The sequence below is a fragment of the Pseudoalteromonas sp. NS-SX12 genome, from assembly GCF_057367955.1.
Map to the genome: position 1 here is coordinate 1529334 of NZ_CM170635.1, position 23780 is coordinate 1553113.

Below are 23780 nucleotides of genomic sequence, written 5' to 3' on the forward strand. Positions count from 1 at the left end.
AATTAAAAACTTTGCAGTATTTAAATTTTTCAACTTTAACAATTTGAATTATTTAAAAACGGCCTTATTAAAAGAATATGGATAAACGTAGCGTACACATAATAAAAACACTCTTACTGCTGTTAGTTGTAATATCAGCGCTGCTACCATTTAATCTAACCCGCACGTTAATCTCACAGCCTCAACCAGCGATGAATGCAGCCGCGTCAAAGTTGGTTTCATCCAATAAATACATTCGCAAAAACACAGCTTATACTTTCACTACCAAACTTCAGTTTAAAAGCTTGTTGCAATTTGTTGCCACAGGTTACGATTATGTGACCCCTTTCATTAGCTTTTTAAAGCGCGATACCTACCTCTTTAACAAATCTTATAGCCATATATAACACGTCCTTTGTCACTAAATTTAAATTTTTAAAAGGAAACGTTATGACACAAGCAATCACACTTTTTGTGCTAGTTTTTGTTTGGGCATTTTTACTGTTTTTGTTTTGGAAAATGGTTGGTTGGGCGAAAAAACGCAAAACCGGCGCGTATGTTTTTGGGGCATTAGTTCACATGGTGTTACCTGATCCAAAAGTTGAGCAAACCATTGCCATTGTAAAGCAGCAAAAAGAACAAAAAGCCGAAGCAAGTGACGAGCAAAGCGAGAAATAAATTAAGCCAGCATTCGCTGGCTTTTTTGTGTAAATATGAAATTAACCTTCGTTAAGCGTTTAAAACGTTTTAAAACTCTCTTCGCCTATCCAATTAAATGTTCGTTTTTACAATGCATAAGCGCTATTCTTGTATAAAGAGTGTGAAGTTAATAACTTACTTAAAGTAATAAAAATAGCTGTTGTTTAAACTATGATTGAACCTGTTTATAGCGTGTCACTTAAACATAATCTTGTGGTCGTTAAGATTGCAGGGAACTGGGATATTCAAGCTGATATTGGTTATTTAACCTTGCTTGATGAAACCATTTCGCGGGTTAGAAATGCTCCTTGGGCGCTCTTTGCCGATTTACGTGGATGGCGAGTGTCTGAAGACGTTATTAACTATAAACATAACAAAACGATTCAACTTGCAAGAAGTAATCAAATAGCGGAGTGTTGGCTGGTTGATAGCGAAGAGCAAGGTCAACATATTCAACATCATATTGAAAATGCAGATGTCCCGTTTATTAAAGTCACTAATTTGCAACAAGCAGAAAACTGGCTTTTGCAGTATGGCTGCAAAGTTTAATTTATTCAGCAAATTTAGCCACGGTTAAACGGCTTTGAGTGTATTTTTAACTCAATACATGCCGCTTTTTTGAAAGTCGATTTTCGATAACGTTGATTATGTACTTTTGAAAAACTTGCTTACTTAATACTTTTCTACATATCACTTTATTTTGTGTACAGTAACTTAATCTCTAATTGCGCGGTTATTTTTACAAAGAATGTTAAACAGAATTTTACCAAACAAGGCAATACGCTAATGTATACCGAGCGGCGCACGCGCTGGTTTTTTCGTGTGTTTAGTATTGCAACTGCACTGGGGCTGATAACCATGTTAGATGGTGATTATTCCTATCGCGTTCAGGGTAACGAAGTCATAGTCAATGCGACTGACCAGCCTGTTAAATTTTACACAAGCGCTATTGTTGATGGGCTTTTGTGTGTTGTTTCAACGTGGATAGGGTTTTTTAGTAAAGATAGACCTACTATAGGAAAGCACTAATGGGTTATTACATGCTTTTTGTTAGTGTGGTGTGTTTATCTGTCGCTATTTGGCTACTTATAACGCGCTTACGCTTTTGTGCAAACGCAAGTATTTATCAAGGTAGCGTAATTGATTTGGTAACCATAAATCGTGATGGCTTATCTAACGGTGGGCGCAATAAACATTTGTTAATTGAATACTTTGATAATCACGAAAGAAGAGAATTCTTATGTGAAGATGCCGTCATTGCAGCTTTTTATCATATCAACGATAACGTTGAAGTACTGGTAGGTGGTGAAGGTAAGCATCAACGTGTACGCATCAATAATGTATTTTCCCTTGCTGTACCTTCAATCGTACTCACTATTATTGGCTTAGGCAGCTTGTTGGGGGCAAATTCAATTTTTGGTTGGTGGAGGTGAAGTTTAAAGGTTGTTCTAAATTGGCGCTATTGCTTTTATCGCTGGGGTTAAAAACCATTCCTTATTAGCCTGTTAAATGAAGCTTGGATTTAATTTAGAAATTCTCATTACGATTTGATGTATTTTTAATCAAATTGTTACTGCTTTGTCACTTCAAAATCACTTAATAGTAATACGTTAGCTTTAAAGTTTTTATTGGTCTAGACCAAATTAAAAGTCAATCTAACAGGAATTACTATGAAAACAAAAAACATGTCGTGCAGTTACCCAATAAAGCAAATTGCGAAAGTGTCGTTGTTGCTGGCTGGTGTGGCAATGTCCACTTCTGTCTTAGCAAAAACACATTCATTGCTGATAGCCGTTGATGGCTTGCGTGGCGACGGTATTGAAAATGCGCATACTCCTAATCTTGATAACTTGATTAGTGGTAATTGGGCGAATGGTTATAACACCGCATTTGCACATTATGCGCAAACAATGAAGGACGCAGCGCCAAACAGTGGCCCTAATCACGTGGGTATTATGACGGGGGTTACATCAAATAAAAGTGGTGTTACAGGCAATAATGACGTGGCGGGGGGCAATTATGCCACGTACCCGCATTATTTGACCTTATTAGAGCACGCAAATCCATCGCTAAACACAGCCTATTTGGTGACATGGAGCACCGATATGCAAATTGCCAATAGCGCAGATGTAAAAATTGATGCAGATGATGCAACGAATACACAAAATGCGGTTGATATCATTAATGGCACCTTTACAGCGTCGAATTGGCAGCAAGGGACTGATGTTGATGCATTATTTCTGTTTCTTGATGACGTAGATGGTGCAGGGCATGCATGTTGTTTTGCGGCGTCAGATAACGGTTATATAAATGAAATAAACGATGTTGATAGTCAAATTGGTCGTATATTGGCTGCCATTAAAAATCGTCCTAACTTTGACAGTGAAGATTGGCAAATTGTTCTGACATCTGATCACGGTGGACGTGGTTCATCGCACGGTATTCATGCAGCAGATAACTATACTATTCCATTTTTAGTGTCATCTAAAACCGCTAAGCAAGGGTATTTAGTGGGCGTTCCTCATAATTATGATGCAGCGCCTACAGTACTTGCCCACCATGGTTTAGCTGTGCCGGCAAGTATGGATGGTGTTGTGCAGGGTAACTTAGTGCGTGTTGTTAACGATAATGGCATAAAGCAAGACCTTAAAACCTATTTACCATTTGATGGCAACTATCTTGATGCATCAGGTAATTCGCTTCACGCTCAAGTAGGCGGGGGCACACCAAATTTGCAAGCGGGTGGTAAGTTTGGTCAATATGTAAAGCTAAACGACGATCAAGAATACCTGACATTAGGTAAACCAACAGAATTGGATTTTGGCACAGATACAAACTTTACCTTGATGACCTGGTTTAGAGTAAGTGGCGACCAAGCCGGTGATCCTGTGATTGTTGGTAATAAAAACTGGGCAAGTGGGGCAAATCGCGGCACATTATTACTTGCTAACGAAGGCAATGGCGATGACTTTGGCATTAATTTAGCGTCATCAGGTGCCGACAGAAAAGACATAGATCCAATCGATTACAACTTTAATGGCTGGTGGTTACTGGTTGCAACGTTTGACCGTAACGGTGTTGCCACTATGTACGCGGGAAGTCCAACGGGTGAGCTTAATAGTATCGCTGGTGATATTGCTAATGTGGGTGACATTGACTCAGAGCTTAATTGGAATATTGGGCAGGATGGTACCGGTAATTATACTTATAATTTAAAAGCCGATTTGGATGATTTTGCCGTGTGGCGCCGTGCGCTAAGCCTTGATGAAGTGCGCACTATTTATAACAAAGGGCAAGGTACTGAATTAAACACCTTACTTAACAATGTGCAAAATCGCTATTTAACCCAGCAATCAAACATTCAAGTTGGTCAAGATGTGTCTTTGGTGATCACAACCGAAGTTAACGGCGAAACGTGTGGTTTGGAATGGGATAACAACCGCTTTTTTAATGAGCGTAATGCAAAATGGGATTGCACTGGCAATGCCGATCCAATGACGTTTACAGTTACTGGCATCACAAATGATGGCAACAAATTAATTGCAGATGGTTATTTAGTCGCCAATGGTAATAAAGGCGCGTTTGAATGGGACTCATCTAAGCATGCTAATGAACGCAATGCAAAATTTGATGAAAACTCATCGGGCGACTTAATCTCAATTTGGCTATTGAATGACAGTAATCAAACACGTATTGTCACCGAAGCAAGCGGCCAAACATGTGGCTTGGAGTGGGATGCATCTAAACTCAGTAATGAGCGAAATGCCAAGTGGGATTGCACACCAAATATGGACACATTTCGTATTGAACTACTCTAGCACGTGTTTTTATTTAAGGTTTGAATTCTGTCCAAATCCAAACTGTTTTGGTCGCAGTGTCGCTTTGTAGGCTTTGTAGGCTTTGTGGTCTAGGTAAAAAAGCGACAACAAAGCGCTGCAGAAATAGACAGTAGGGTCATCACGCTCTATAACACTAACCCACTACCGCTTTGGTAGTGGGTTATGTCTTTTATCTCTTTACATTATTACGCGCTATTGATGTTGTAAGCCGTGTTGTAGTCATCGATTTACAAGGTGTTTTAATTATGGCTGCTGATTACGTTTATTTACACAATGGTTTGAATTAGAAAAGAAAATCACCGTATCATTGACACCTATTTTATTAAAAAGGACTTTCTTTTGAACAAGCTGATTGTCATAAGCACGGTGGTATCAAGTATTGTGCTTGCAGGGTGTGAATCGACGCCTGAAGTGAAACCGCGCATGGCGCGATTTGATAGCCCCGAAGTTAATAGCCAACCTTTCCATTTTAACATTACCGCAGGCTCCGATAGCTCAAACCAAATCGCCATAAATAAAAATAAAAAGAGCGAACGAGATAATACGCTGCGTTTCTCAGCGGCGATGACACTAGGTAAAGGTTTTGAGGCACGTTTTGTTGATAACGGAGAAAATCAAGTTAGCTTAAAATACCAAATGTTAGGCGCACCGCTTGAGCTGAAGAAAACGGGCAACCTGTCGTTAGCTGGCAGCCTTGGTTATATTTGGGCTAAGCGCAGCGAAAGTCCTACAAAGCAATATAATGATTGGTCAATGGAACAAAAAAGTTATGACTTGTCCTTGATTGCAGGATATCGCTTGAATCGTCAAGCCTTATTGTACGGTAGTGTGTTTTATCAAAATGGTGATGTAGATGGTAAATATTATCTATTCGAACACTATGATGTGGAGCAAAATGTAACCATTAATGAGGGCTGTGGCTGGAATAAAACGTGTGTAGCGTCTTATTTCTCAGACAAAGGTAATGCGTATGGTTTGAGTCTGGCTTTAGAGTATGAATTGTTAACTTGGCTTGCAGTCACCGGAGAAGTTGTGCATCACCGTGCCGAATGGTTTGAACGTACTAATAATGAGACGGGTGCGCATTTCAATGTAGAGTTTAGGTTTTAAAAAGGCTGCAGATGCAGCCTTTTTATATATGGTTAGTCCTGAAAGTAGCTTTCTAAATCGTCTGAGCCACCAATGTGCTTACCACCAATAAAGACTTGTGGCACGGTTTCTCGCCCTGACATAGCTTTTAAGCTTGTTAACGTTGCGTCTTTGCCCAGAACAATCTCTTCATAATTAAAGCCATGCTTATCGAGTAATCGTTTTGCATTTTGGCAATATGGGCAGTTCGGTTTAGTAAATAATGCAACAGGCTTTGGTTTAACCGCATTCGGGTTGATGTAATCAAGCATGGTATCGGCGTCTGATACTTCAAACGGGTCGCCGTCTACCTCTGGTTCAATAAACATTTTTTCAATTACGCCATCTTTTACTAGCATTGAGTAGCGCCAACTACGCTTGCCAAAGCCAATCGCGCTTTTGTCAACAAGCATACCCATGCCGTGGGTAAATTCACCTGTACCATCTGGAATTAAGCGAATATTGTCAGCTTCTTGGTCATTTGCCCATGCTGACATAACAAAGCTATCGTTAACCGATACACATAAAATATCGTCTACGCCATTCGCTTTAAAGGTATTGGCAAGTTCGTTAAAGCGTGGCAAATGGGTTGATGAACAGGTTGGTGTAAATGCGCCTGGTAGTGAAAATACCACCACTGTTTTGCCTTTAAATAAGTCATCTGTTGTTACTGTTTGCCATTCGTTGTTAGCAAAAATTGGTAAAGTGACTTGTGGTACTGATTGTCCTGAAATATCTTTCAACATGGTACGCCCTTCTATATATCTGTATTTTTAACTGGGTTTAGTATGCCAATTAACTAATCTAAGCTCTAATGGATTAAATGGGTGTAATTAATCTATTTAATCGATTGTGCAAGGTTAGTTAAATTTTCCTCATGCTATTTGATTGTTTTTAATGAACACCGCGAAACTCATACAATGTACGTATCTATAAGCCTTATGCAATCTACTATAATGGTGTAGTGCGAACAAAGGGGTCCATTATGAAAATTTATTTAGTATTACTTTTATCTATGTTAATTGTCGCGTGCGGTGGCAGCTCATCTAACGATGATGATGTAACGGTACCGCCAGTAACAGGCGAACAACAAGCAAAGTTTTCGCTAGGCGTAAGTGATGCACCGGTAGATGATGCAATTGCAGTGGTAATTGAAATAGACACAATTAAAATTTTAGCGCTTGATGACGCAGGCGAAGTGTCAGAAGAAACGTTAGTTGAAGAGTTTGTTTTAGAAGATGGAACAAGTGTTCAGTCAATCGCTATTAATTTGCTTGAATACCAAGGTGCAGATCAAAAGAAGATCATCGATGAACTTGCTGGAATTACCTTAGATCAAGGTAACTACAAATTAGAATTAGTAATTGTAGATGCTGGCTCTTACGTAGAGCTTGATAATGATGCGAATTTATACGCAATTAAAGTGCCTAGCTCGCGTTTGCGTTTAGGTGAATTTGCAGTTGATGCAGCACTTGAACAACAAGGTGACACACCTGCGTATACCATAGAGTTTGATTTAAGAAGTTCGCTTGTGCAGCGTGGTAACGATCCATCGAAAAACGGTTTTATTTTAAAACCACACGGTATTAAGGTGGTAAGTAATGCAGGCGGAATCAGTGGTACTATTTCAGCTGAAAATTTAAACTTAGGGCCGTGTACTGTGTATCTGTATTCAGGTGATGCAACTGAGTTAGGTGATTTGTTTGATGCTGAAGATGAAAGCTTTACTGGTGAAGCACCTACGGTATCTGCGCCACTTGCTAGCGTGAATGCCAGTGTTGCCGGTGAATTTGAGTTTGGTTTTGTTGAAGCTGGTGATTATGTTGCAGCGCTTCGCTGTAACGACTTAGTTGATGACAACATTCAATTTGATGGCTTAACCATTCCATCACCAGAAGGTCAAAGTACATCTGTTACAGTGACCTCTGGTAATGTAAGCGACGTTAATTTTTAACTAAACACCACATGATTCATAACAGCGATTGATGTAAGCCACTAAATTAGGCTTTTGTTCAATCGCTGCTTTTATTGGTGTTTCAAGTTTTCCATTTAATAGGTTGGTTAATGTTGCATAGGCCGCGCAGTCATATTGGGTCATGTAATCAGATACAAAATACGGTTTTTCTCCAAGTAAGTTAGCCAAATGCGTTACTGCTTCAATTGCAAAATCATATATTTGCGCTCTTGAATGTCGCCCAAGCCCTTGCGCATAAATGCTTTTTATTAGGTTCTTTCTTACTAAATTTGGTACAAAGAGTTTGAGAACTACGGGCATTTCTGAAAATAACTCGGTTTTAGTTGTCGGCCAAAAAGCGTCATCAACCCAGCGGCTATAAACTAAGCACCAATACAGTTTTTCTTCAATTAACTCTTTAATCAAATAACCAAGTGCATGCTGCTCGTTGCTTAGTGAAGCATCAAGTTGCGCTGTTTGATCTAATTGCGCGAGAATAATATTTGAGTCGGCGACTAATTCGTTGTTGATCAATGCCACGGGGAACTTCTTTTTTGGCATTTTTTCTGAATCGATACGATATTTGACTTGGTATTCTATTTTGGCCAATTTGCAGTAGGCTTCAAGCTTAAGCGCAAATGGGCTTGCGTTGGTAAGGCCAAAAGCGGGTGGAAATTCATAGAGTGTTATCATAATTACTGTCCTTGTTGTTTTTGTTAATAATAACGATTTGTTTGTCAGGGAGTGTCAGTAGTGATGTTTATGTGTATTTAATGACCAGACTAACTGATAACGCTTCAAAAATCTCTAAAACCATGATTGAATTAAGCAAAAAAGCAAACACTACTTATGTCTGACATTATTTTACTGATTGAAAATAACGCACAAATTGCCTTAAGCCTGATTATTGTGCTGATTTTTATTATTCTTTTTAAACAGCATCAACAAAAGGAGAATGCGGTTACGGATAATATAGCAGGGCATGCACACCTAAAATTATTCGAAATAACGGCTAACCAACTTCTGGTATTTCAAACGTTATTGGGCGAAATGATTTTTCGTCATAAATCTGAAATCGCTGAAAAGTTAGATGCAGCATCAAAAGCCTTTTTAGAAGATACAAACGCAGCGGTAGAGCTAAATAATCCAAATAAAGAACTTCAGTTAAAAAAAGACTTTCAAGCGCTTATCAGCAATACTCGGCAGACGGTGCAAGATGATCAATTAAAAATAAGCTTGGCGGTAAAACAAATCGAAATGCTGGCGTCAAATGATCTCGCTTTGTGTGTGCTTAATATTCAAAGTAAAGTGGCTGCAATGTTGTTGCATACGGATGCGTACCTAAATCATTTATCGAACATCGCTGAAAGCCCGTTTGACTCGCGTTTGCAAACAAAGTTAGCGCTAAGTAATGACGACCAAACTGTACTTTTAGCATTAATTGACGAATTAAATGCGCAGTTTAAGCAAGAGAAAAAACGTTTGTTAGTGAGTAAGTAAGGGATATGGGGCTGCCATGTGCTTTGTAAATGACGTAATAAATATATCTCGACAAAACACATGGGCTCGCACCTAGTAGTATATTCAAAGTTTAAAGTTAAGACTTAAACCACAAGGTCAATTTGTTGTAATAAACCAACTTGACCGTTGTTATTCAAATAAAATCCCGACTGACGGACTGCGCCTTTGAGTTCACCGTCGTTACGGATATTAAACGGCGTTTGGGCGTGTTGTAGCCCTATGGCACCAATATTTGCGTCACTTAGTGATATAAGTCGGTCTTCATTTTCATTTTTAACCCATACGTGTAGCGACTGAAAAATACTGTCGTTTTCATCAATAAAGCCGTTTGTGTCTTCATCGTATTGGCTAAGGTCGTTAAAGCCATTACCACTCAGTGCACCAAAAAGTTCGTTACCGTTATCAATTTTGCCATTGTTGTTTCGATCAAGTGCTAAATAGCCAAACCCTTTGTCAAGATGTGCAATTTTATCTTGTTCACCATCAGCGTCGATATCAAAGCCGTGTTCACTAGCGCTTAAAGAAACCGGCTTATTGGTAAAACTGATCACAAGCGGGTCTTTCATATTTATGGTTTCAATTGATCGTTGATACTCAGTATGAGTTTGCTCAAACGCCAACTTGAACTCAAACCTGATCTGACGACCACTTTCAAGCTTGAGTTCTCCTGCAAGTTTTAGGTCGTTACTTTGATGTTCATGGTTAAGTCTTTCAACGATAACTTCGATAGGGCCGTCTGGTTGACTCGTGTCAGCTTCTACTGGTTGGCTTGTTTCGGGCTGCTCCATCTCGTTTTTGTCAAACCAATCAATTTCTTTACCGGTAAGCTCTTGAATAAGTAATTTTAGAATATGAATTTTTGCATCGTCTTCAAGTGAAATATCCTCCAAAGAATGCTCTACTTTTTGCACACTCGGTTCGCTCGGTGGAGTGATGGGAGTTTCTCGCCGCTCTGATACAAATTCACCGACATACGTGTTTTCAAGTTTTACATTTGCGCTTTCAATTTTCATGTGTCATCCAATTACAATTATCCGTAACTTATCATCGGCATAAAAAATTTAAAGTTGAGTGTTTTTTGCACTGACTTGCACTTTGTTACTCAGGTAATTTGCTAAATGTTTATAGAGTTGAACGTAAATGCATTTACTATCGTTAAGATGTCGAACTATTTCTATTGATAGGTTAATTATGGAAATCACGCTTTTTTTAGCGCGTCATAGTTATATTTTAAAGTTGTAAATCGGGTGAATCGTATAAAAAGTTAAGAATACGCCTTGATATTGCATTATAATAATTAGAGTACTAAGCAAATTCCCTGACTTATGCAAACTAAAACAAATGTTCTAAATAAAGCGGTTTTTTTACCTGCGTCTTTTGTTATATCTGTTCTTTTGATTGTGGCGATTATGGCGCCAGAATTTTCCAATGAACTATATAACTCATTGCAATCAACCATAGTTACGAACGGTGGTTGGTTCTATATCTTGGCGGTCGCCATTATCCTTGGTTTTGTCTTGTATTTGAGTTTATCGCGCTTTGGCTCGGTGAAACTCGGGCCGGATCATTCTACGCCAGACTATAAGTTATCGACTTGGATAGCCATGCTGTTTGCTGCGGGTATGGGCATTGGTTTGATGTTTTTCGGTGTTGCTGAGCCGATTATGCATTATGTGTCGCCACCAACTGCTGAGGTCAACTCCCTTGATGCAATTAGAGAAGCGATGAAAATAACCTTTTTCCATTGGGGTTTTCATGCGTGGGGAATATATGCCATCGTGGCCTTGGTGCTTGCGTATTTTAGTTATCGTCATCGCTTACCGTTAACGCTTCGCTCTGCATTACACCCGATTATTGGTGATAAAATCTATGGCTGGCAAGGACATGTCGTTGATGTGTTTGCGGTTGTGAGTACGGTATTTGGCGTGGCCACATCTCTTGGGCTTGGCGCAAGCCAAGTAAACTCAGGACTGAATTATTTATTCGATATTGATGTAAGTGTACTTAACCAAGTGCTTATTATGCTTGCAATTACTGCACTTGCATCTATTTCAGTCGCAACTGGGCTTGATAAGGGCATTAAAATTTTGTCTGAAACTAATATGTTGCTAGCCATTGCCTTGTTGATTTTTATTTTTGTACTTGGGCCTTCGGTATTTCTACTTCAGGCATATGTACAAAACGTGGGCCAGTACCTGTCTGAAATTGTGTCAAATACATTTAATTTATTTGCCTATGAAAAGAAAAGTTGGATTGGTGGCTGGACCATTTTTTATTGGGGGTGGTGGCTTGCATGGGCGCCATTTGTAGGATTGTTTATAGCCCGTATTTCAAAAGGGCGTACCATTCGTGAATTTATATTAGGTGTGATGGTTGTGCCTACGGCCTTTACTTTATTATGGATGACTATTTTCGGTAATAGCGCAATTTATCTTGTGGTAGAGCAAGGTTATGTGTCGTTAATGGAGATGGTAAGTAGTGACTCGGCCGTTGCTCTGTTTGTATTTTTAGAAGCCTTCCCATGGAGTGCATTCTTAACCGGGCTTTCAATATTAATGATTGTTATTTTCTTTGTAACCTCATGCGATTCAGGCGCAATGGTAATTAATATGCTGTGTTCAAATGGTGAGGACGATACACCGCTTTGGCAACGCTTGTATTGGGCTATCGGCGTTGGCGTAGTTGCTGCGGTGTTAAGCTTAGTGGGGGGCTTGAATGCATTACAAACCATGACAATTGCCAGCGCGTTACCCTTTGCTATCGTGTTGCTATTTGCGTGTTTTGGTTTAGTTAAAGCGCTGCAAATTGAAGCTGCAAAGATGGACAGTTTACAAATGAACATAACGCCGACAAATCATTATGTTGATGGTGAAGACTGGCAAGAAAAACTCAATAATATTGTGTCAACACCTGACAAAAAGAACACGGCTGATTTTATTAATAAAGTTGTAAAGCGGGCGTTTAAAGCGTTGAAAAATCAATTCGAACTTAATGATATTCAGACCGAGATTATTATTAAAGATTCAGGGCTTATTTTAAAAGTGTATCACGGCGACGAACATGACTTTGTTTACGGTGTTCATAAGAAAAAACATGTACAACCGAGCTTTAACAGCGACGAAGACGAAGAGTGCTACTATCGCGCTGAGGTGCATTTAGTAGAAGGTGGTCAAGACTACGACATTATGGGATGGTCGGAGAATGCGGTTATTAACGATGTAATTGATCAATACCAAAAGCATATGCACTTTTTACATTTGTTGCGCGATGAGACGGTTACCGTAAGCAATAGCTAATAGAAATGGGGCGAACTGTGTGTCGCCCTTTTTTATGTATTCTGGCTAAACGTTGTTTGATACTTTGCTATTTCGTATCGTGTGAATGAGAGCGCAGCTTTTATTTAAAACTAACAAGACGACTTTTGATGCTGACCACAACAGCGATAAAACTTGGTGCGGTTGGTAAGTATTCTATTCGCTACCAAATTAGCTATTTAACAGGACTTTTATTGGTTTGAATTTTACAAACCTTACGTCTGTAATCTGATAGACTGCGTAGTGCTGATTTAGATAACCAATTTCTCATCTTAATGATCTTATTTGTAATATTATTTTGCCTAGTAATAGCCTGTTTAGTGTGGTTAACGTTATTGCCGTTTTGGCTCGTCCCTGTGTACATCGTGATGAGTGTTTTCACCTTTATTGTTTATGGTATTGATAAGTACAAAGCTAAAAAAGATAAAGTACGCGTGCCTGAATCGACGCTTCATATTTATGATGTGTTAGGTGGCTGGTTAGGTGCTGTATTTGCGCAAGCGTTTTTTAGACATAAAACACTAAAACAACCGTTTCGAAAATGGTTTTTGCTGACAATTAGTGTAAATATTTTGTGTGTTGCAATGCTGGCATTATTGCCTGTTTTAACAAATTTTAATCGCTAACACGTTATTGCATTTCCACAATTTTAACAGTTGAATGCGTGCGCGTTGTTTAATCCGGTTTTATGATTATAGCCGCCTCAATAGAGTTTAATGCGAAACACGCTAATTTTATCAATCTAGGTAACAGAGGGTTTTACATGTTACAAATTTCAAATTCAGTCAGTATTGCCGATTGGGAGCTTGAGTTAACAGCGATTCGCTCACAAGGCAGTGGCGGACAAAATGTAAATAAAGTGGCAACTGCAATTCACCTGCGATTTGATATTAAACGTAGCAGCTTGCCACAAATTTATAAGGAAAAGCTACTTGCTCTTAATGACAGCCGCATTACTAACGATGGTGTTATTGTAATTAAATCGCAATCATTTAGGACTCAGGAGCAAAACAAACAAGATGCCCTAGATAGGCTTAAAGCGCTTATTCAATCGGCGATGGTTGTGCAAAAAAAACGCCGCGCAACAAAACCGACAAAAAGCTCCCAACGAAAGCGATTAGACAGCAAGAAAAAACACAGTCATACGAAAGCGCTGAGAGGAAAAATTATATAATTCACGGTTTTAGTATAAAAATTGTGCTAACGATACATTTTATTCAATTTTATACTTGAAAAATCCCCAATTTAGTCTATTTATGTAAATAGTATGTTAAATACGTTTACATAATAATTAACTAAGTTGCTAGGGAAATTATGAAAATTAAAGCGCTACGTAAGGCAATACTACTTGCCTGCTCATCAACACTCGTATCAACCATGTCTTATTCTGCATTAGCAGAAGAAAATAACACCGAAGAGGTTAAAAAAGACGTCGAAAAAATCGCCGTAGTAGGTACACGCTCTGCGCCACGTTCAATCGCCGATTCACCGGTGCCGATTGATATTATCGGTGGTGATGATTTAGAAAAGCATGGTTCATCTGACATGCTTGAGCTACTTGTAAGCCAAGTTCCTTCATTTAATGTGCGTCAACAGCCTATCAGTGATGCCGCAACGTTAATTCGTCCTGTTAACCTTCGTGGTTTATCGTCTGACAGCACCTTAGTGCTTGTAAACGGCAAACGACGTCACCGTGCATCGGTTATTGCGTTTCAAGGTGGTGGTGTAAATGATGGTGCGCAAGGTCCAGATATCTCGGTAATTCCAAGCATCGCTTTAAAACAAGTTGAAGTGCTTCGTGACGGTGCTGCTGCGCAATATGGTTCAGATGCCATCGCGGGCGTAATGAATTTTGTGTTAAAAGATTCAGCCGAAGGTGGCAGTATCACGGTTAAATACGGTGAGTATTTTGAAGGTGACGGCGACACCACGACAATTGAAGGTAATATTGGCATGCCATTTACTGATGACGGCTTTGCTAACTTGTCTTTCGCATTAAAAAATGCCGATGCGACGAGCCGTTCAGTTCAGCGCCCAGATGCGGCGGCGCTTGCAGCTTCAGGTAATGCGTATATTAACGATCCAGCACAAATTTGGGGTAACCCTGAAATTGAAGACGATCTATCGATTTTTGGTAACGTAGGCCTTGATTTAGGCAATGATAAAGAATTCTATATGTTTGGTAACTACTCTGAACGTGATGCAACAGGCGGTTTTTACTATAGAAACCCACAAAATAGAGAGGCTGTTTACACAAATGCGCTGCGCTATGCTGACACAAATAATGATGGAATAATCGACGATGATGACGCACCATCACATTATCAATGGTTAGTTGCGGATATTACAGGTAACGGTATGGGGGGATGCCCATCTAATGGCAACCAACCAGGAGACCCTCTCGTATTTGAAGCTGGGAGCATGCTTACAGATTTACCTGCGTATTCAGAAGTTATGGGGAATGCAAACTGTTTTGCTGCAAATAAATATTACCCTGGAGGTTACACACCACAATTTGCCGGTAATATTGTTGATACATCGCTTACCATGGGTGTAGAAGGTGAAATTAGTGGCGGCTGGTTAGATGAAGTTTATTTTGATTTAAGCGGCTCAGTAGGTCGAAATGCAGCGGACTTCTACCTATACAATTCAATTAACCCATCATTAGGCTTTGACTCTCCGGTCGATTTTGATACGGGTAAATATATTCAACTTGAAAAGACATTTAATTTTGATTTAGTTAAATCACTTGAGGTTGGTTTAGACGATCCGCTTAACCTTGCTGGTGGTTTTGAGTTTAGAGAGGAATCGTTTGAAATTGTGTCAGGTGAAGAGGCGTCTTGGAAAGCTGGGCCTCTGGCTGATAACGGTTTCAACATTGGCTCTCATGGTTTTAAAGGTTTTGGTCCAGAGTCACAAGGAACTAATACTCGTCGTAACTGGGCGGCATATGTTGACGCTGAAGCGTATTTAACTGAAAGCTTGCTACTTGGCGCAGCACTTCGCTACGAAGATTATAATACCTTCGGTGATACAGCGAACTACAAGTTAACACTGCAATATGCGATTTCAGATGATTGGCAGATCCGCGGTTCAACAAGTACTGGTTTTAGAGCACCAACCGTTGGTCAGGCAAATGTTGTAAATACGGCAACATCGCTAGTAGGTGGTGAACTAATTCAAAGCTTCTTAGCGCCGCCAACAGATCCACTTTCTGCGTTTTATGGTGGTAAAGAGCTGACACCGGAAGAATCAACAAGTTATGCATTAGGTACTGTATACGAATATGATGATTTCTTCTTAACAGTAGATTACTACAACATTGAAGTAACAGACCGAATCGCGCAGTCTAGTCAAATCACCGTTCGTGAAGAAGATTATGCTGAACTTAGATCGCTCGGTGTACAAAACCCAGAGTTAATCTCGGCCGTTACCTACTTTGCAAATGACTTTGATACTACAACACAAGGTGTTGATATTGTAGCTAACTACTCAGCCGATTTACTCAATGGCGCAACAAAATTTGCGTTAGCGTATAACTGGAATGAAACAACAGTTGATTCGTTTAATCCGGATACAACAACTACAGGTAAAGTAAAACGCTTAGAAGAAGGCATGCCTCAGCACCGCGCTACGTTCACAATCACCCAAAACTGGGATGATATCAGCATGTTTGTGCGCGCTAACTACTTCGGCGAATACTTCGCAGTGCATGCCGATGATGATTGTTTAGACGGTTGTTGGAATGAAATTGCGGATTCATCATTTACCTTTGATGCGGAAGTGAGTTATTTCATTAATGAGAGCTTTAAAGCCGCTGTTGGTGCAAACAATATATTCGACCAAGAAGCACAAAAACTACCAACTGCTTCGTATGGTGTACTAGGTGCTAAATATTACGAAAGTGGTCCGTACGACTACAACGGTGGTTTCTACTACGTGAAATTAAGCTATATGTTTTAATATATAAGTTATATAACGTCAAAGCCCAGCCAAGTTGCTGGGCTTTTTTATAGCGGGTCTTCTTGCTGAGTACAGTTATATAAAATATCACTCCACTTTATAGCTTCATAATAAAACGCTGGTAAATCCGCTTGATCGAGCTTTAGTTTGTTACATTGTGATTCTATTTTTTGCCAATTACCAGATTCATAACTAAGCACGAGTTCAAGAATATTTCTATTGAGGTTCTCTTGGCCAATTAGTGCATCACTAATGTCTTTTCCGAGTGGGAGCTGCTTGATAATTACGTCCATAGAGCGATCGAAAATGGCATCTAATAATGAGAAAAGACCAACCAAGAATGATTTACTTTTTAAACTTGGCGCGATTTTTTGCGCAATTACATCGCAAAATTTGGCTCGAATGGTCGACATGCGAATTAGCTCGTGGGGCTTGTCTTTAGCAAAGTGTGCAGTAACAACTAGGTTTAAAAAACGCTTTGCGTTTTGGTCACCAAGGTAAATCAAGCCTTGTTTAATTGAGTTAATTTCTTCGCGAGTAGGAAACAGACCTGAATTGATAAAGCGTAGTAATTTGTAGCAAAGAGCAGCGTCTTGCTCAACCAGATTAGCGATTTTGTCGTAATTAAGCTCTTCTTTTACCAGTTCGGTATAGAGCAACACCACTGTTTGTGAGTGGCTTACTATATCTTGCTGTTCAATTAATTGCGGACGACATAAGAAGTACCCTTGAAAGTAATCGAAGCCAAGTTGTTTGGCGAGTTCGAAATCTTCATGAGTTTCAATTTTTGTCGCCATTAGTTTGAGGTTTTTTTGTTGCTTCAACTTATTGATATCAGCAATTACTGTGTTTAATGGCGTTCTGCTAATATCAAATTTCACCAAACGGCATAAGTTGCAATAAGGTTGCCAGTCAAAATCGGGAGTGTAGGGATCAAGCGCCAGCACATAGTTTTTGTGAAATAAGCTACGGCATGCTTCATAGACTTCTTGATTAGGCACGAAGTCTGTCATTAACTCAACAATAAAATCGTTGCTTGGTAACAGCTCAGGCTGCTTTTGCAATATACCAAGATGTGGAAACTTAATGAGCGCTTTTTTCCCCGACGTTAAGCGCCGTAACCCGATAATAAACTGACTATCGGCGATAAGTTTTGAGGTGGCAATAACCGGGTCTACGGTAGGAAATGAATTAGCGCGGCTATTACGAAATAGCAGCTCATAGGCGACTAATCTTTTTTTGTGATTTAATACTGCTTGACGTGCTGTGTAAATTTTCAATTTGTTTTTAAAATTAGCGATTTACCTTTCAATTTAGCTTTTTTTAGCGTTTTTGCAATAATAAAAAAGGGTCAAATGACCCTTTTTCAAATTCACTAACTAATATGGTTATGCTTGATCTTGTAGCGGTACAACGTTGTTTTGAGCGCGTATTTGTTCAAGCTCTAACTTAGCATCATCTACTTCACGTTCTAGGTCGCGAACACGTGCCATCGCTTTTTCGGCGCTTCGTGTTAAACGTTCTACAGTCGTTGCAGAGTTTTGCTTAATAAATTCAAGTTGCTCTTGTAGCTTCTCGTTTTCATTCTCATAGCGCCATGCGTTTTGTTGTTCGCTAACAAGTTTTTCTTCAAGTAGTCTGATCTTAGAAAGGTTTTGATCAGAGTTTTGCGTTAAGCGCTGAATAGTAGCGGTTGAATTGTTCTTAACGAAGTCCATTTGCTTAAGTAAGTTTTCTTTTTCACTTTCAAAGCTTGTCGCAATCTTCTGAGCCTCGGCCAGCTGTGTTTGCATTTCTTCGATTTGCTCTTTCGCACCTTTAACCGCTGTTTGCTGGTCTTGGTTATGCTGTGATAGCTCAAGATTTTGTTTCTTCATCATTTCGATGCTTTGCTCAGCTTGTTTAAGCTGTGCTTGCATTGCTTCTTTTGCTTGGCGAAGATCTTCAACTTCCGAGTTATGCTGCTCTGCTTTCGCTGCGTGTGTATTTGCAGTTTGCTCTAACTGTGAAAGCTGAGAAAGCGTAGAGTTTTTCTCTTGTAATAATGCTTGGATTTTCGAGTCTTTTTCTTCAAGTGCCGCTTCAAGAGTTTGTACTTGGCTAGCAACATTCTCAGTAAGCTCGCTTACTTTTGCTTCACCAGACTGTTTCAGCTCAGCAATGGTGCGTTCGCTCGACTCTTTTAATTCTGCAACGGTTGCAGCATTATTAGCTTTTAATTGCTCAATGGTGTTTTCATTGGCAATTCGCATATCTTCAATTGTTTGATTTTTAGACTCAGTAAGGTCTTGAAGTTGCTTTTCGTGATGCTCTTTTAGTGATGCAATTTCAACATCAGCATTGTCTTCAACTTCAGCGATTGTTTGCTTAAACTGGCTTGTTTCTTCTTCTAAACGCGCCTCAAGCATTTGCACTTTTTCGGTTAACTCACCGGTAATTTGTTCAGTTTTTTGTAGGCTAAGGATAGCGAACTTTTCGGCTTCAATAGCACGTTCGAGTTGAACTTCGAAATCACGATTAATAGCATTTGAGAAACGTTTAATCTCGCGGTGAAATGCAGCCATATACTCGTCACTTAGTGACCCTGTATCAGCTGTGGCTTGGCGTGTGTCTTGCGACTCACTGCGCCAACGTTGGTAGTGTGCAAGAATACTCGCAGTGCTGCCTTCACATTCTTGTAAAATGGCCTCAACCGATACTGGCTTTCCATCCGAAACCAGTTGGTCGCACAATTCTTTTACTTTTGCGTAATTTGTTGTCATTTCTCTATCCTTGTAGAGCATACATAGTTTTGGGGACTAATTTTTTGCCGTTAATGATAAAGTATTAATTTCAATTCAAGTCGCTTAGACTTTCACTTCATCTAAATGAAAATAACGGCATGTTGTAACAATAGCAATTTTGTCCAGAAAAGATCAACTCTAGTTAGCCTATTTAATTGCCAATTTAGAACTAGTTAGTGGTTTTATATAAGTATTAATTATTTTAAATCCTGTTTTATAACTTTTGGTTAATAATTAGGTACTATAATAAAAATTGTTTTCTTTTAACTAATTTAGTCGATTACTCGAAGTTTTAGCATTAAATTTAAGTAGATATATGCGTTAAATTGGAATTACTCGGACTGGTGTTTGCAATGCTGTCAAAAGCGAGTGGCAGTTATTATGAAAAATTATTTTGTTAGTCTTAACTTACTGTTTACATAAGGAATAAGGTTAACGAACGTAAACAAGTTGCAGCATACATGCGAGCTTTAAGCTCAGCCAAGTTAAATTACCATAAGTTTTTATGCGATTAACATATCGATTCGTGATTTAGCATGAGGCGTAGGCGAAGATTTGCATTAAGCAAGTTAATTATGGCCGTATTTTGAAAGTAACTTTAGAATACAAGGATAGTATCTTAATAGGTGCTTTTTTGCGTAGTGTAAACCTAAAACCATTACCCGTTGCATGTTCATTTTTATGTTTTCTAATATCTTAAATATGGTCGGTTTAATAATGTGAGATACGATTTATTTTCGCATTAACCGAGACATAGCTTGTTACGTATTTTGTCGTATTTTTTTTCGAGTCATACTTGAGTTCTTCATCACTTATTATAAAAATGTACGGGTATTTTATAGAATTAAACAGTGAACAATTTTAGTTATGGGTGATGCGAACCTTTCGGTTGGAAATATTGCAAAACGTGCTGGGGTAAAAGTCTCGACGCTCCACTTTTACGAAGAAAAAGGATTAATTCGTAGTTGGCGTAATAGTGGCAATCAAAGGCGATATAAACCGGATGTATTAAGACGGATCGCATTAATTAAAGCAGGCCAGAAAATTGGTGTTAGTTTAAGTGATATTAAAGAAATTTTGTCGCAATTACCTAATGAACGGACACCTACGGTTAGTGACTGGGAACACATCGCTACTGCGTGGCGTGATAAGTTAACCCAACAGATTTTATATATTGAAAAGCTAAAAGACTCTCTCACATCGTGTATTGGTTGCGGTTGTTTGTCGTTGGAAAGATGCCACTTATATAACCAAGATGATTGCTTAAAGGAAGAGGGCGAGGGAGCCGTTATTTTAGAGCGAAAGTAGTGGTGTAGAATTAGTTTGGATTGGTTTAAATTGCTGTTTTGTTAACAATTAATTTTTATGGCTCGTCATTTTGCATGCGATAGATTGGTGCGCAATAATCTATAAACACATCAGACAACGTTTAGTATTGCTTTGCTAAGAAAGTGTATAGCATTTGCTATACACTTAAATTTATTAAAAGTGCTTAAGCCCTACGCAGGTTCAGTCAATTTTTCTGGTTGCATAATATCTGCTAGTTGAGATTCACTAAGGATCCCTTTTTCCAACACTAAGTCTTTGATATTTTTACCTGAACTTAATGCGTCTTTAGCTATGTCGGTTGCAGCGTCGTAACCAATAAATGGGTTTAATGCCGTAACAAGCGCAAGGCTATTGTCTAGTAAATAATGACAGCGCTCATGGTTTGCACTAATGCCTGAAACGCAGTGCTGGTCAAACATACTACATGCGTTAGTTAGTAGCGCCATTTCTTCCATAATATTAAATGCGATTAACGGCTCCATTGCGTTTAATTGTAGTTGTCCTGCTTCAGCCGCCATACTGATTGCTGAGTCTAATCCAATTACTTGATATGCGACTTGGCTTACGGCCTCTGGAATAACTGGATTAACCTTACCCGGCATAATCGAACTACCAGGTTGCTTTGCTGGTAAATTTATTTCACTTAGCCCTGCGCGCGGTCCCATACTTAATAGGCGTAAATCATTGGCGATTTTAGACAACTTGATTGCAAGACGTTTAAGTGCTGATGAGTAAATTACAAACGCGCCCATATCAGAACTGGCTTCAATTAAATCTTCGGCGTTAACAAAGGGTAGCTCAGTTAAACATGCCAACTGCTTGATTGCTAACTCAGCATAGCCTTTTTTGGTATTTATCCCTGTTCCAACCGCGGTTCCACCTAAATTGATTTCATAGAAGAATGGGCTTAATTGATTAAGTAACTTTATTTCTTCACGTAGCGTTGATGCGAACCCCGCAAATTCTTGTCCTAATGTCATTGGAACCGCATCTTGCAATTGGGTTCTGGCGAGCTTAAGAATATGTTTAAATTCTTGAGATTTTTCAGAAAAACGCTCAATCAAGCCTTCTAGGCTGGCTATCAGCTTTGGCTGTTGTAGCAAGATACTTAGTCGAATGGCGCTTGGGTAAACATCGTTGGTTGATTGCGACAAGTTTACATCGCTATTAGGGTGTATAAATTGATAAGCCCCTAGTGGATGCCCTAACTTTTGCAGTGCGATATTAGCGATTACTTCGTTGGCATTCATATTGGTTGATGTGCCAGCGCCGCCTTGGATCATGCCAACAGGAAATTGATCATGATACTGGCCATCAATTAGATCATTGCATGATGCAAAAATTGCATCAGCTTTTTCATCGTTAATTAGACCTAGTTGCTGGTTTGCGCGAACACAGGCTGCTTTAACGTAGGCGAGTGATTTAATCATCGCAGGGTATTGTGAAAGTGTCTTGTCACTTAACGGAAAGTTATTTACTGCGCGCTGAGTTTGTATGCCATAGAGTACATTGTTTTCAATTGTCATTGTACCGAGAAGATCTGATTCTATACGCATTTCTTTTTTTGTCTTGTATTGGTGAGAGTCGGCGCAAGATTACCGATAAGCTAGGTTAAAGACTAATGCTTTAAATAGGTTTTGGATATGCAAATTATGCATGGCACTGGAAAGCTTTTATTTCACCTAGCGTTATAATGATTACTTTTACTCATTCAACCTTAGTTCAAATCGTCGTTTTCTAGTGCCTGTGTTATGCCTTGCCAGTAAATAGATTTTGTATGATCGCTAGAAGGAATTCGATATAAGCTAACGCTTAGGTTATCGATGGCATCAAACCCGGTGATAATGCTAAGCTTTTCTTCTTGAAGCTCTTTTTCAATCGCGAATTCAGGCAGCCATGCCATACCTAGCCCTTGCATCACCATGGTTTTTAAACTGTCTGCCATTGATGAACTCGCCACTTTATCAAGCCTGCTTTTTGTTTGCTGGTCTAGAGCATTATCAACGGTACGGCCGAGAAAAATTGAAGCTTGATAAGCAAGGTAGGGTACTTTAGTTGCCGTTTGCCACGTATTAACTTGGGAACTCAGTGCGACCGGCAATAGTTTTACTGCGCCAAGTTCAAAACGTTCATAACCTTCACCTAGTAATTCTTCATCATGAAACGCGAGTAAATAGTCACAATTATTACTTTTGAGTAGCTTCGTACAGTCGTCAGCATCGGCGATTTGAAGCTCAGCGCTGACATTAGGTAACTGTCGCTTTAGAGTTTTTAATATTTTTGGAAACACCCCTAACGCCAATGTATGAGTTGCGGCGATTTTTAGCTCTTGGGCATAACTTGTTGCCCGTAACTTTTCAGCCGAGTTGTTGAGTAAATGTAGTACTGATTGTGCAGTTGGCTGAAACGCAATGCCTTCTTTTGTGAGACTAAGCGGGTTGGTGCGTCTATCAATGAGTTTACACCCCAAACTCTTTTCTAATGCTTGAATTCGACGGCTAAACGCCGGCTGGGTTACAAATCGTAATTGTGCAGCTAAACTAAAGTTTTTAGTTTCACTTAGAATAAGAAAGTCTTGTAACCATTTTGTTTCTATGTTCATTTAACGTATAAAACTAATTTAGAGTACAGTATTGAGCAATGCTCACATTGATTTAAAGGGATCATACTATGCGCATAACAATGATGTTAGTTATTTTACTCGCAAGCTTTACATTAAGCGCAGCGCAATGCCTTAGTGCCCCACCGAGCAAAGTTGGTTTAGCAGATTTACCTGCTAATAATAAATTAACGCGCAGTCAAGAAGCGAGTTTGAATCGTTTGTTTAAAGATTTAAGCGGTTCGTGGGTTGGAAAAAGTGATGGCTTTTATTGCATTGGTGAAGAGCCTTCTAATGCGCGTAAGGTGGCTAAATCTCATAGACTGGAAATGGTTTTTGCTAATGATGACTCTATGGTTTTAAGAGCGAAAACCAACGCCCAAGAGCGTGATGAATTTACACAACGGATCCAAAGTTTAACCTTATATGCAAATCAAGGTTACCTGCGGTTTGACCAAAATAACGAGGCTGGCGATATTTGGATAGAGGCACTGTCATCTACTCATGTTAGTGTGTGGTCAGTTAGTCGAGCAGGTACTGTGTATCATCTTATTAATCGCGTGTTAAAGCGCAGCCCAAGTGCGTTTACATTAACTATGACAACATATAGCAACAAGCGTCTGACGAGCCATTATGTCGCGCGTATGTCTAATTAGGTTGATGTTTAGCAGC

At 39.3% G+C, this 23780-nt stretch carries 20 protein-coding genes; 13 read left to right on the forward strand and 7 right to left on the reverse strand.

Features of this window, described 5'->3' with window-relative positions; all coding sequences use genetic code 11:
• Positions 1-429 precede the first annotated feature (429 nt).
• The 5 genes from AC2IOM_RS21230 (at position 430) to AC2IOM_RS21250 (ending at position 5627) form a co-directional block, all read left to right on the forward strand.
• Complete coding sequence (locus tag AC2IOM_RS21230; protein ID WP_486360091.1) at positions 430-657, forward strand: hypothetical protein; 228 nt, start codon at positions 430-432, stop codon at positions 655-657.
• 192 nt (positions 658-849) lie between these two features.
• Positions 850-1227 carry a hypothetical protein gene (locus AC2IOM_RS21235; RefSeq protein ID WP_486360092.1) on the forward strand — a complete coding sequence of 126 codons (378 nt, stop codon included), beginning with the start codon at positions 850-852 and terminating at the stop codon, positions 1225-1227.
• Between the two features lie 479 nt (positions 1228-1706).
• On the forward strand, positions 1707-2111 hold the full coding sequence (locus AC2IOM_RS21240; protein ID WP_486360093.1) for a hypothetical protein: 405 nt from the start codon (positions 1707-1709) through the stop codon (positions 2109-2111).
• A 237-nt stretch (positions 2112-2348) separates the two neighbouring features.
• The gene (locus AC2IOM_RS21245) at positions 2349-4496 is read left to right on the forward strand and encodes an alkaline phosphatase family protein (RefSeq protein ID WP_486360094.1); all 2148 of its coding nucleotides are present in this window, start codon (positions 2349-2351) and stop codon (positions 4494-4496) included.
• Positions 4497-4856: 360 nt separating this feature from the next.
• Complete coding sequence (locus tag AC2IOM_RS21250) at positions 4857-5627, forward strand: hypothetical protein (RefSeq protein WP_486360095.1); 771 nt, start codon at positions 4857-4859, stop codon at positions 5625-5627.
• Positions 5628-5659: 32 nt separating this feature from the next.
• Here AC2IOM_RS21250 and AC2IOM_RS21255 read toward each other — a convergent pair whose 3' ends face one another.
• A complete protein-coding gene (locus AC2IOM_RS21255; protein WP_010559376.1) occupies positions 5660-6391 on the reverse strand; it encodes a glutathione peroxidase in 732 nt (243 codons plus the stop codon).
• A gap of 239 nt (positions 6392-6630) precedes the next feature.
• Between AC2IOM_RS21255 and AC2IOM_RS21260 the strand changes: the two genes are divergently transcribed.
• Positions 6631-7599, forward strand: a complete 969-nt coding sequence (locus AC2IOM_RS21260; protein ID WP_486360096.1) for a DUF4382 domain-containing protein — start codon at positions 6631-6633, stop codon at positions 7597-7599.
• On the opposite strand, the gene AC2IOM_RS21265 is transcribed toward AC2IOM_RS21260, so the two are convergent.
• The gene (locus AC2IOM_RS21265; protein WP_486360097.1) at positions 7600-8292 is read right to left on the reverse strand and encodes a glutathione S-transferase family protein; all 693 of its coding nucleotides are present in this window, start codon (positions 8290-8292) and stop codon (positions 7600-7602) included. It abuts the gene before it with no gap.
• Positions 8293-8448: 156 nt separating this feature from the next.
• On the opposite strand from AC2IOM_RS21265, the gene AC2IOM_RS21270 reads away from it, so the two are divergent.
• Entirely contained in the window at positions 8449-9099 is a 651-nt protein-coding gene (locus AC2IOM_RS21270) for a hypothetical protein (protein ID WP_486360098.1), read from the forward strand.
• Between the two features lie 104 nt (positions 9100-9203).
• Here the strand turns inward: AC2IOM_RS21270 and AC2IOM_RS21275 are convergent, their stop codons facing one another.
• Complete coding sequence (locus tag AC2IOM_RS21275; protein ID WP_486360099.1) at positions 9204-10133, reverse strand: hypothetical protein; 930 nt, start codon at positions 10131-10133, stop codon at positions 9204-9206.
• Between the two features lie 312 nt (positions 10134-10445).
• Between AC2IOM_RS21275 and AC2IOM_RS21280 the strand changes: the two genes are divergently transcribed.
• From AC2IOM_RS21280 to AC2IOM_RS21295, 4 genes are all read left to right on the forward strand, one after another.
• On the forward strand, positions 10446-12416 hold the full coding sequence (locus tag AC2IOM_RS21280) for a BCCT family transporter (protein WP_486360100.1): 1971 nt from the start codon (positions 10446-10448) through the stop codon (positions 12414-12416).
• Positions 12417-12754: 338 nt separating this feature from the next.
• Positions 12755-13060, forward strand: coding sequence for a DUF1294 domain-containing protein (locus AC2IOM_RS21285; RefSeq protein ID WP_486360101.1), 306 nt, complete (start codon positions 12755-12757; stop codon positions 13058-13060).
• A 137-nt stretch (positions 13061-13197) separates the two neighbouring features.
• A complete protein-coding gene (gene arfB / locus AC2IOM_RS21290; protein WP_100915022.1) occupies positions 13198-13608 on the forward strand; it encodes an alternative ribosome rescue aminoacyl-tRNA hydrolase ArfB in 411 nt (136 codons plus the stop codon).
• A gap of 203 nt (positions 13609-13811) precedes the next feature.
• Complete coding sequence (locus AC2IOM_RS21295; RefSeq protein ID WP_486360684.1) at positions 13812-16397, forward strand: TonB-dependent receptor plug domain-containing protein; 2586 nt, start codon at positions 13812-13814, stop codon at positions 16395-16397.
• Positions 16398-16444: 47 nt separating this feature from the next.
• On the opposite strand, the gene AC2IOM_RS21300 is transcribed toward AC2IOM_RS21295, so the two are convergent.
• Positions 16445-17677: an EAL and HDOD domain-containing protein gene (locus tag AC2IOM_RS21300; RefSeq protein WP_486360102.1), complete on the reverse strand. Its 1233-nt coding sequence runs from the start codon at positions 17675-17677 to the stop codon at positions 16445-16447.
• A gap of 108 nt (positions 17678-17785) precedes the next feature.
• A complete protein-coding gene (locus tag AC2IOM_RS21305) occupies positions 17786-19159 on the reverse strand; it encodes a DNA-binding protein (protein ID WP_105171899.1) in 1374 nt (457 codons plus the stop codon).
• Between the two features lie 888 nt (positions 19160-20047).
• Between AC2IOM_RS21305 and soxR the strand changes: the two genes are divergently transcribed.
• Entirely contained in the window at positions 20048-20488 is a 441-nt protein-coding gene (gene soxR / locus AC2IOM_RS21310) for a redox-sensitive transcriptional activator SoxR (protein ID WP_486360103.1), read from the forward strand.
• Between the two features lie 191 nt (positions 20489-20679).
• On the opposite strand, the gene AC2IOM_RS21315 is transcribed toward soxR, so the two are convergent.
• Together AC2IOM_RS21315 and AC2IOM_RS21320 are read right to left on the reverse strand one after the other, a co-directional pair.
• A complete protein-coding gene (locus AC2IOM_RS21315) occupies positions 20680-22065 on the reverse strand; it encodes an aspartate ammonia-lyase (RefSeq protein WP_486360104.1) in 1386 nt (461 codons plus the stop codon).
• 161 nt (positions 22066-22226) lie between these two features.
• A complete protein-coding gene (locus AC2IOM_RS21320) occupies positions 22227-23111 on the reverse strand; it encodes a LysR substrate-binding domain-containing protein (RefSeq protein WP_486360105.1) in 885 nt (294 codons plus the stop codon).
• Positions 23112-23179: 68 nt separating this feature from the next.
• Between AC2IOM_RS21320 and AC2IOM_RS21325 the strand changes: the two genes are divergently transcribed.
• The gene (locus AC2IOM_RS21325; protein WP_486360106.1) at positions 23180-23764 is read left to right on the forward strand and encodes a hypothetical protein; all 585 of its coding nucleotides are present in this window, start codon (positions 23180-23182) and stop codon (positions 23762-23764) included.
• The last annotated feature ends 16 nt before the right edge of the window (positions 23765-23780 follow it).

Excerpts from the sequence above, each read along its gene's own strand:
- AC2IOM_RS21230 (WP_486360091.1), top strand. The coding sequence starts at position 430 with ATGACACAAGCAATCACACTTTTTGTGCTAGTTTTTGTTTGGGCATTT.
- AC2IOM_RS21235 (WP_486360092.1), top strand. The coding sequence starts at position 850 with ATGATTGAACCTGTTTATAGCGTGTCACTTAAACATAATCTTGTGGTC.
- AC2IOM_RS21240 (WP_486360093.1), top strand. The coding sequence starts at position 1,707 with ATGGGTTATTACATGCTTTTTGTTAGTGTGGTGTGTTTATCTGTCGCT.
- AC2IOM_RS21245 (WP_486360094.1), top strand. The coding sequence starts at position 2,349 with ATGAAAACAAAAAACATGTCGTGCAGTTACCCAATAAAGCAAATTGCG.
- AC2IOM_RS21255 (WP_010559376.1), bottom strand. The coding sequence starts at position 6,391 with ATGTTGAAAGATATTTCAGGACAATCAGTACCACAAGTCACTTTACCA.
- AC2IOM_RS21260 (WP_486360096.1), top strand. The coding sequence starts at position 6,631 with ATGAAAATTTATTTAGTATTACTTTTATCTATGTTAATTGTCGCGTGC.
- AC2IOM_RS21265 (WP_486360097.1), bottom strand. The coding sequence starts at position 8,292 with ATGATAACACTCTATGAATTTCCACCCGCTTTTGGCCTTACCAACGCA.
- AC2IOM_RS21270 (WP_486360098.1), top strand. The coding sequence starts at position 8,449 with ATGTCTGACATTATTTTACTGATTGAAAATAACGCACAAATTGCCTTA.
- AC2IOM_RS21275 (WP_486360099.1), bottom strand. The coding sequence starts at position 10,133 with ATGAAAATTGAAAGCGCAAATGTAAAACTTGAAAACACGTATGTCGGT.
- AC2IOM_RS21280 (WP_486360100.1), top strand. The coding sequence starts at position 10,446 with ATGCAAACTAAAACAAATGTTCTAAATAAAGCGGTTTTTTTACCTGCG.
- arfB (WP_100915022.1), top strand. The coding sequence starts at position 13,198 with ATGTTACAAATTTCAAATTCAGTCAGTATTGCCGATTGGGAGCTTGAG.
- AC2IOM_RS21295 (WP_486360684.1), top strand. The coding sequence starts at position 13,812 with ATGTCTTATTCTGCATTAGCAGAAGAAAATAACACCGAAGAGGTTAAA.
- AC2IOM_RS21305 (WP_105171899.1), bottom strand. The coding sequence starts at position 19,159 with ATGACAACAAATTACGCAAAAGTAAAAGAATTGTGCGACCAACTGGTT.
- soxR (WP_486360103.1), top strand. The coding sequence starts at position 20,048 with ATGGGTGATGCGAACCTTTCGGTTGGAAATATTGCAAAACGTGCTGGG.
- AC2IOM_RS21315 (WP_486360104.1), bottom strand. The coding sequence starts at position 22,065 with ATGCGTATAGAATCAGATCTTCTCGGTACAATGACAATTGAAAACAAT.
- AC2IOM_RS21320 (WP_486360105.1), bottom strand. The coding sequence starts at position 23,111 with ATGAACATAGAAACAAAATGGTTACAAGACTTTCTTATTCTAAGTGAA.
- AC2IOM_RS21325 (WP_486360106.1), top strand. The coding sequence starts at position 23,180 with ATGCGCATAACAATGATGTTAGTTATTTTACTCGCAAGCTTTACATTA.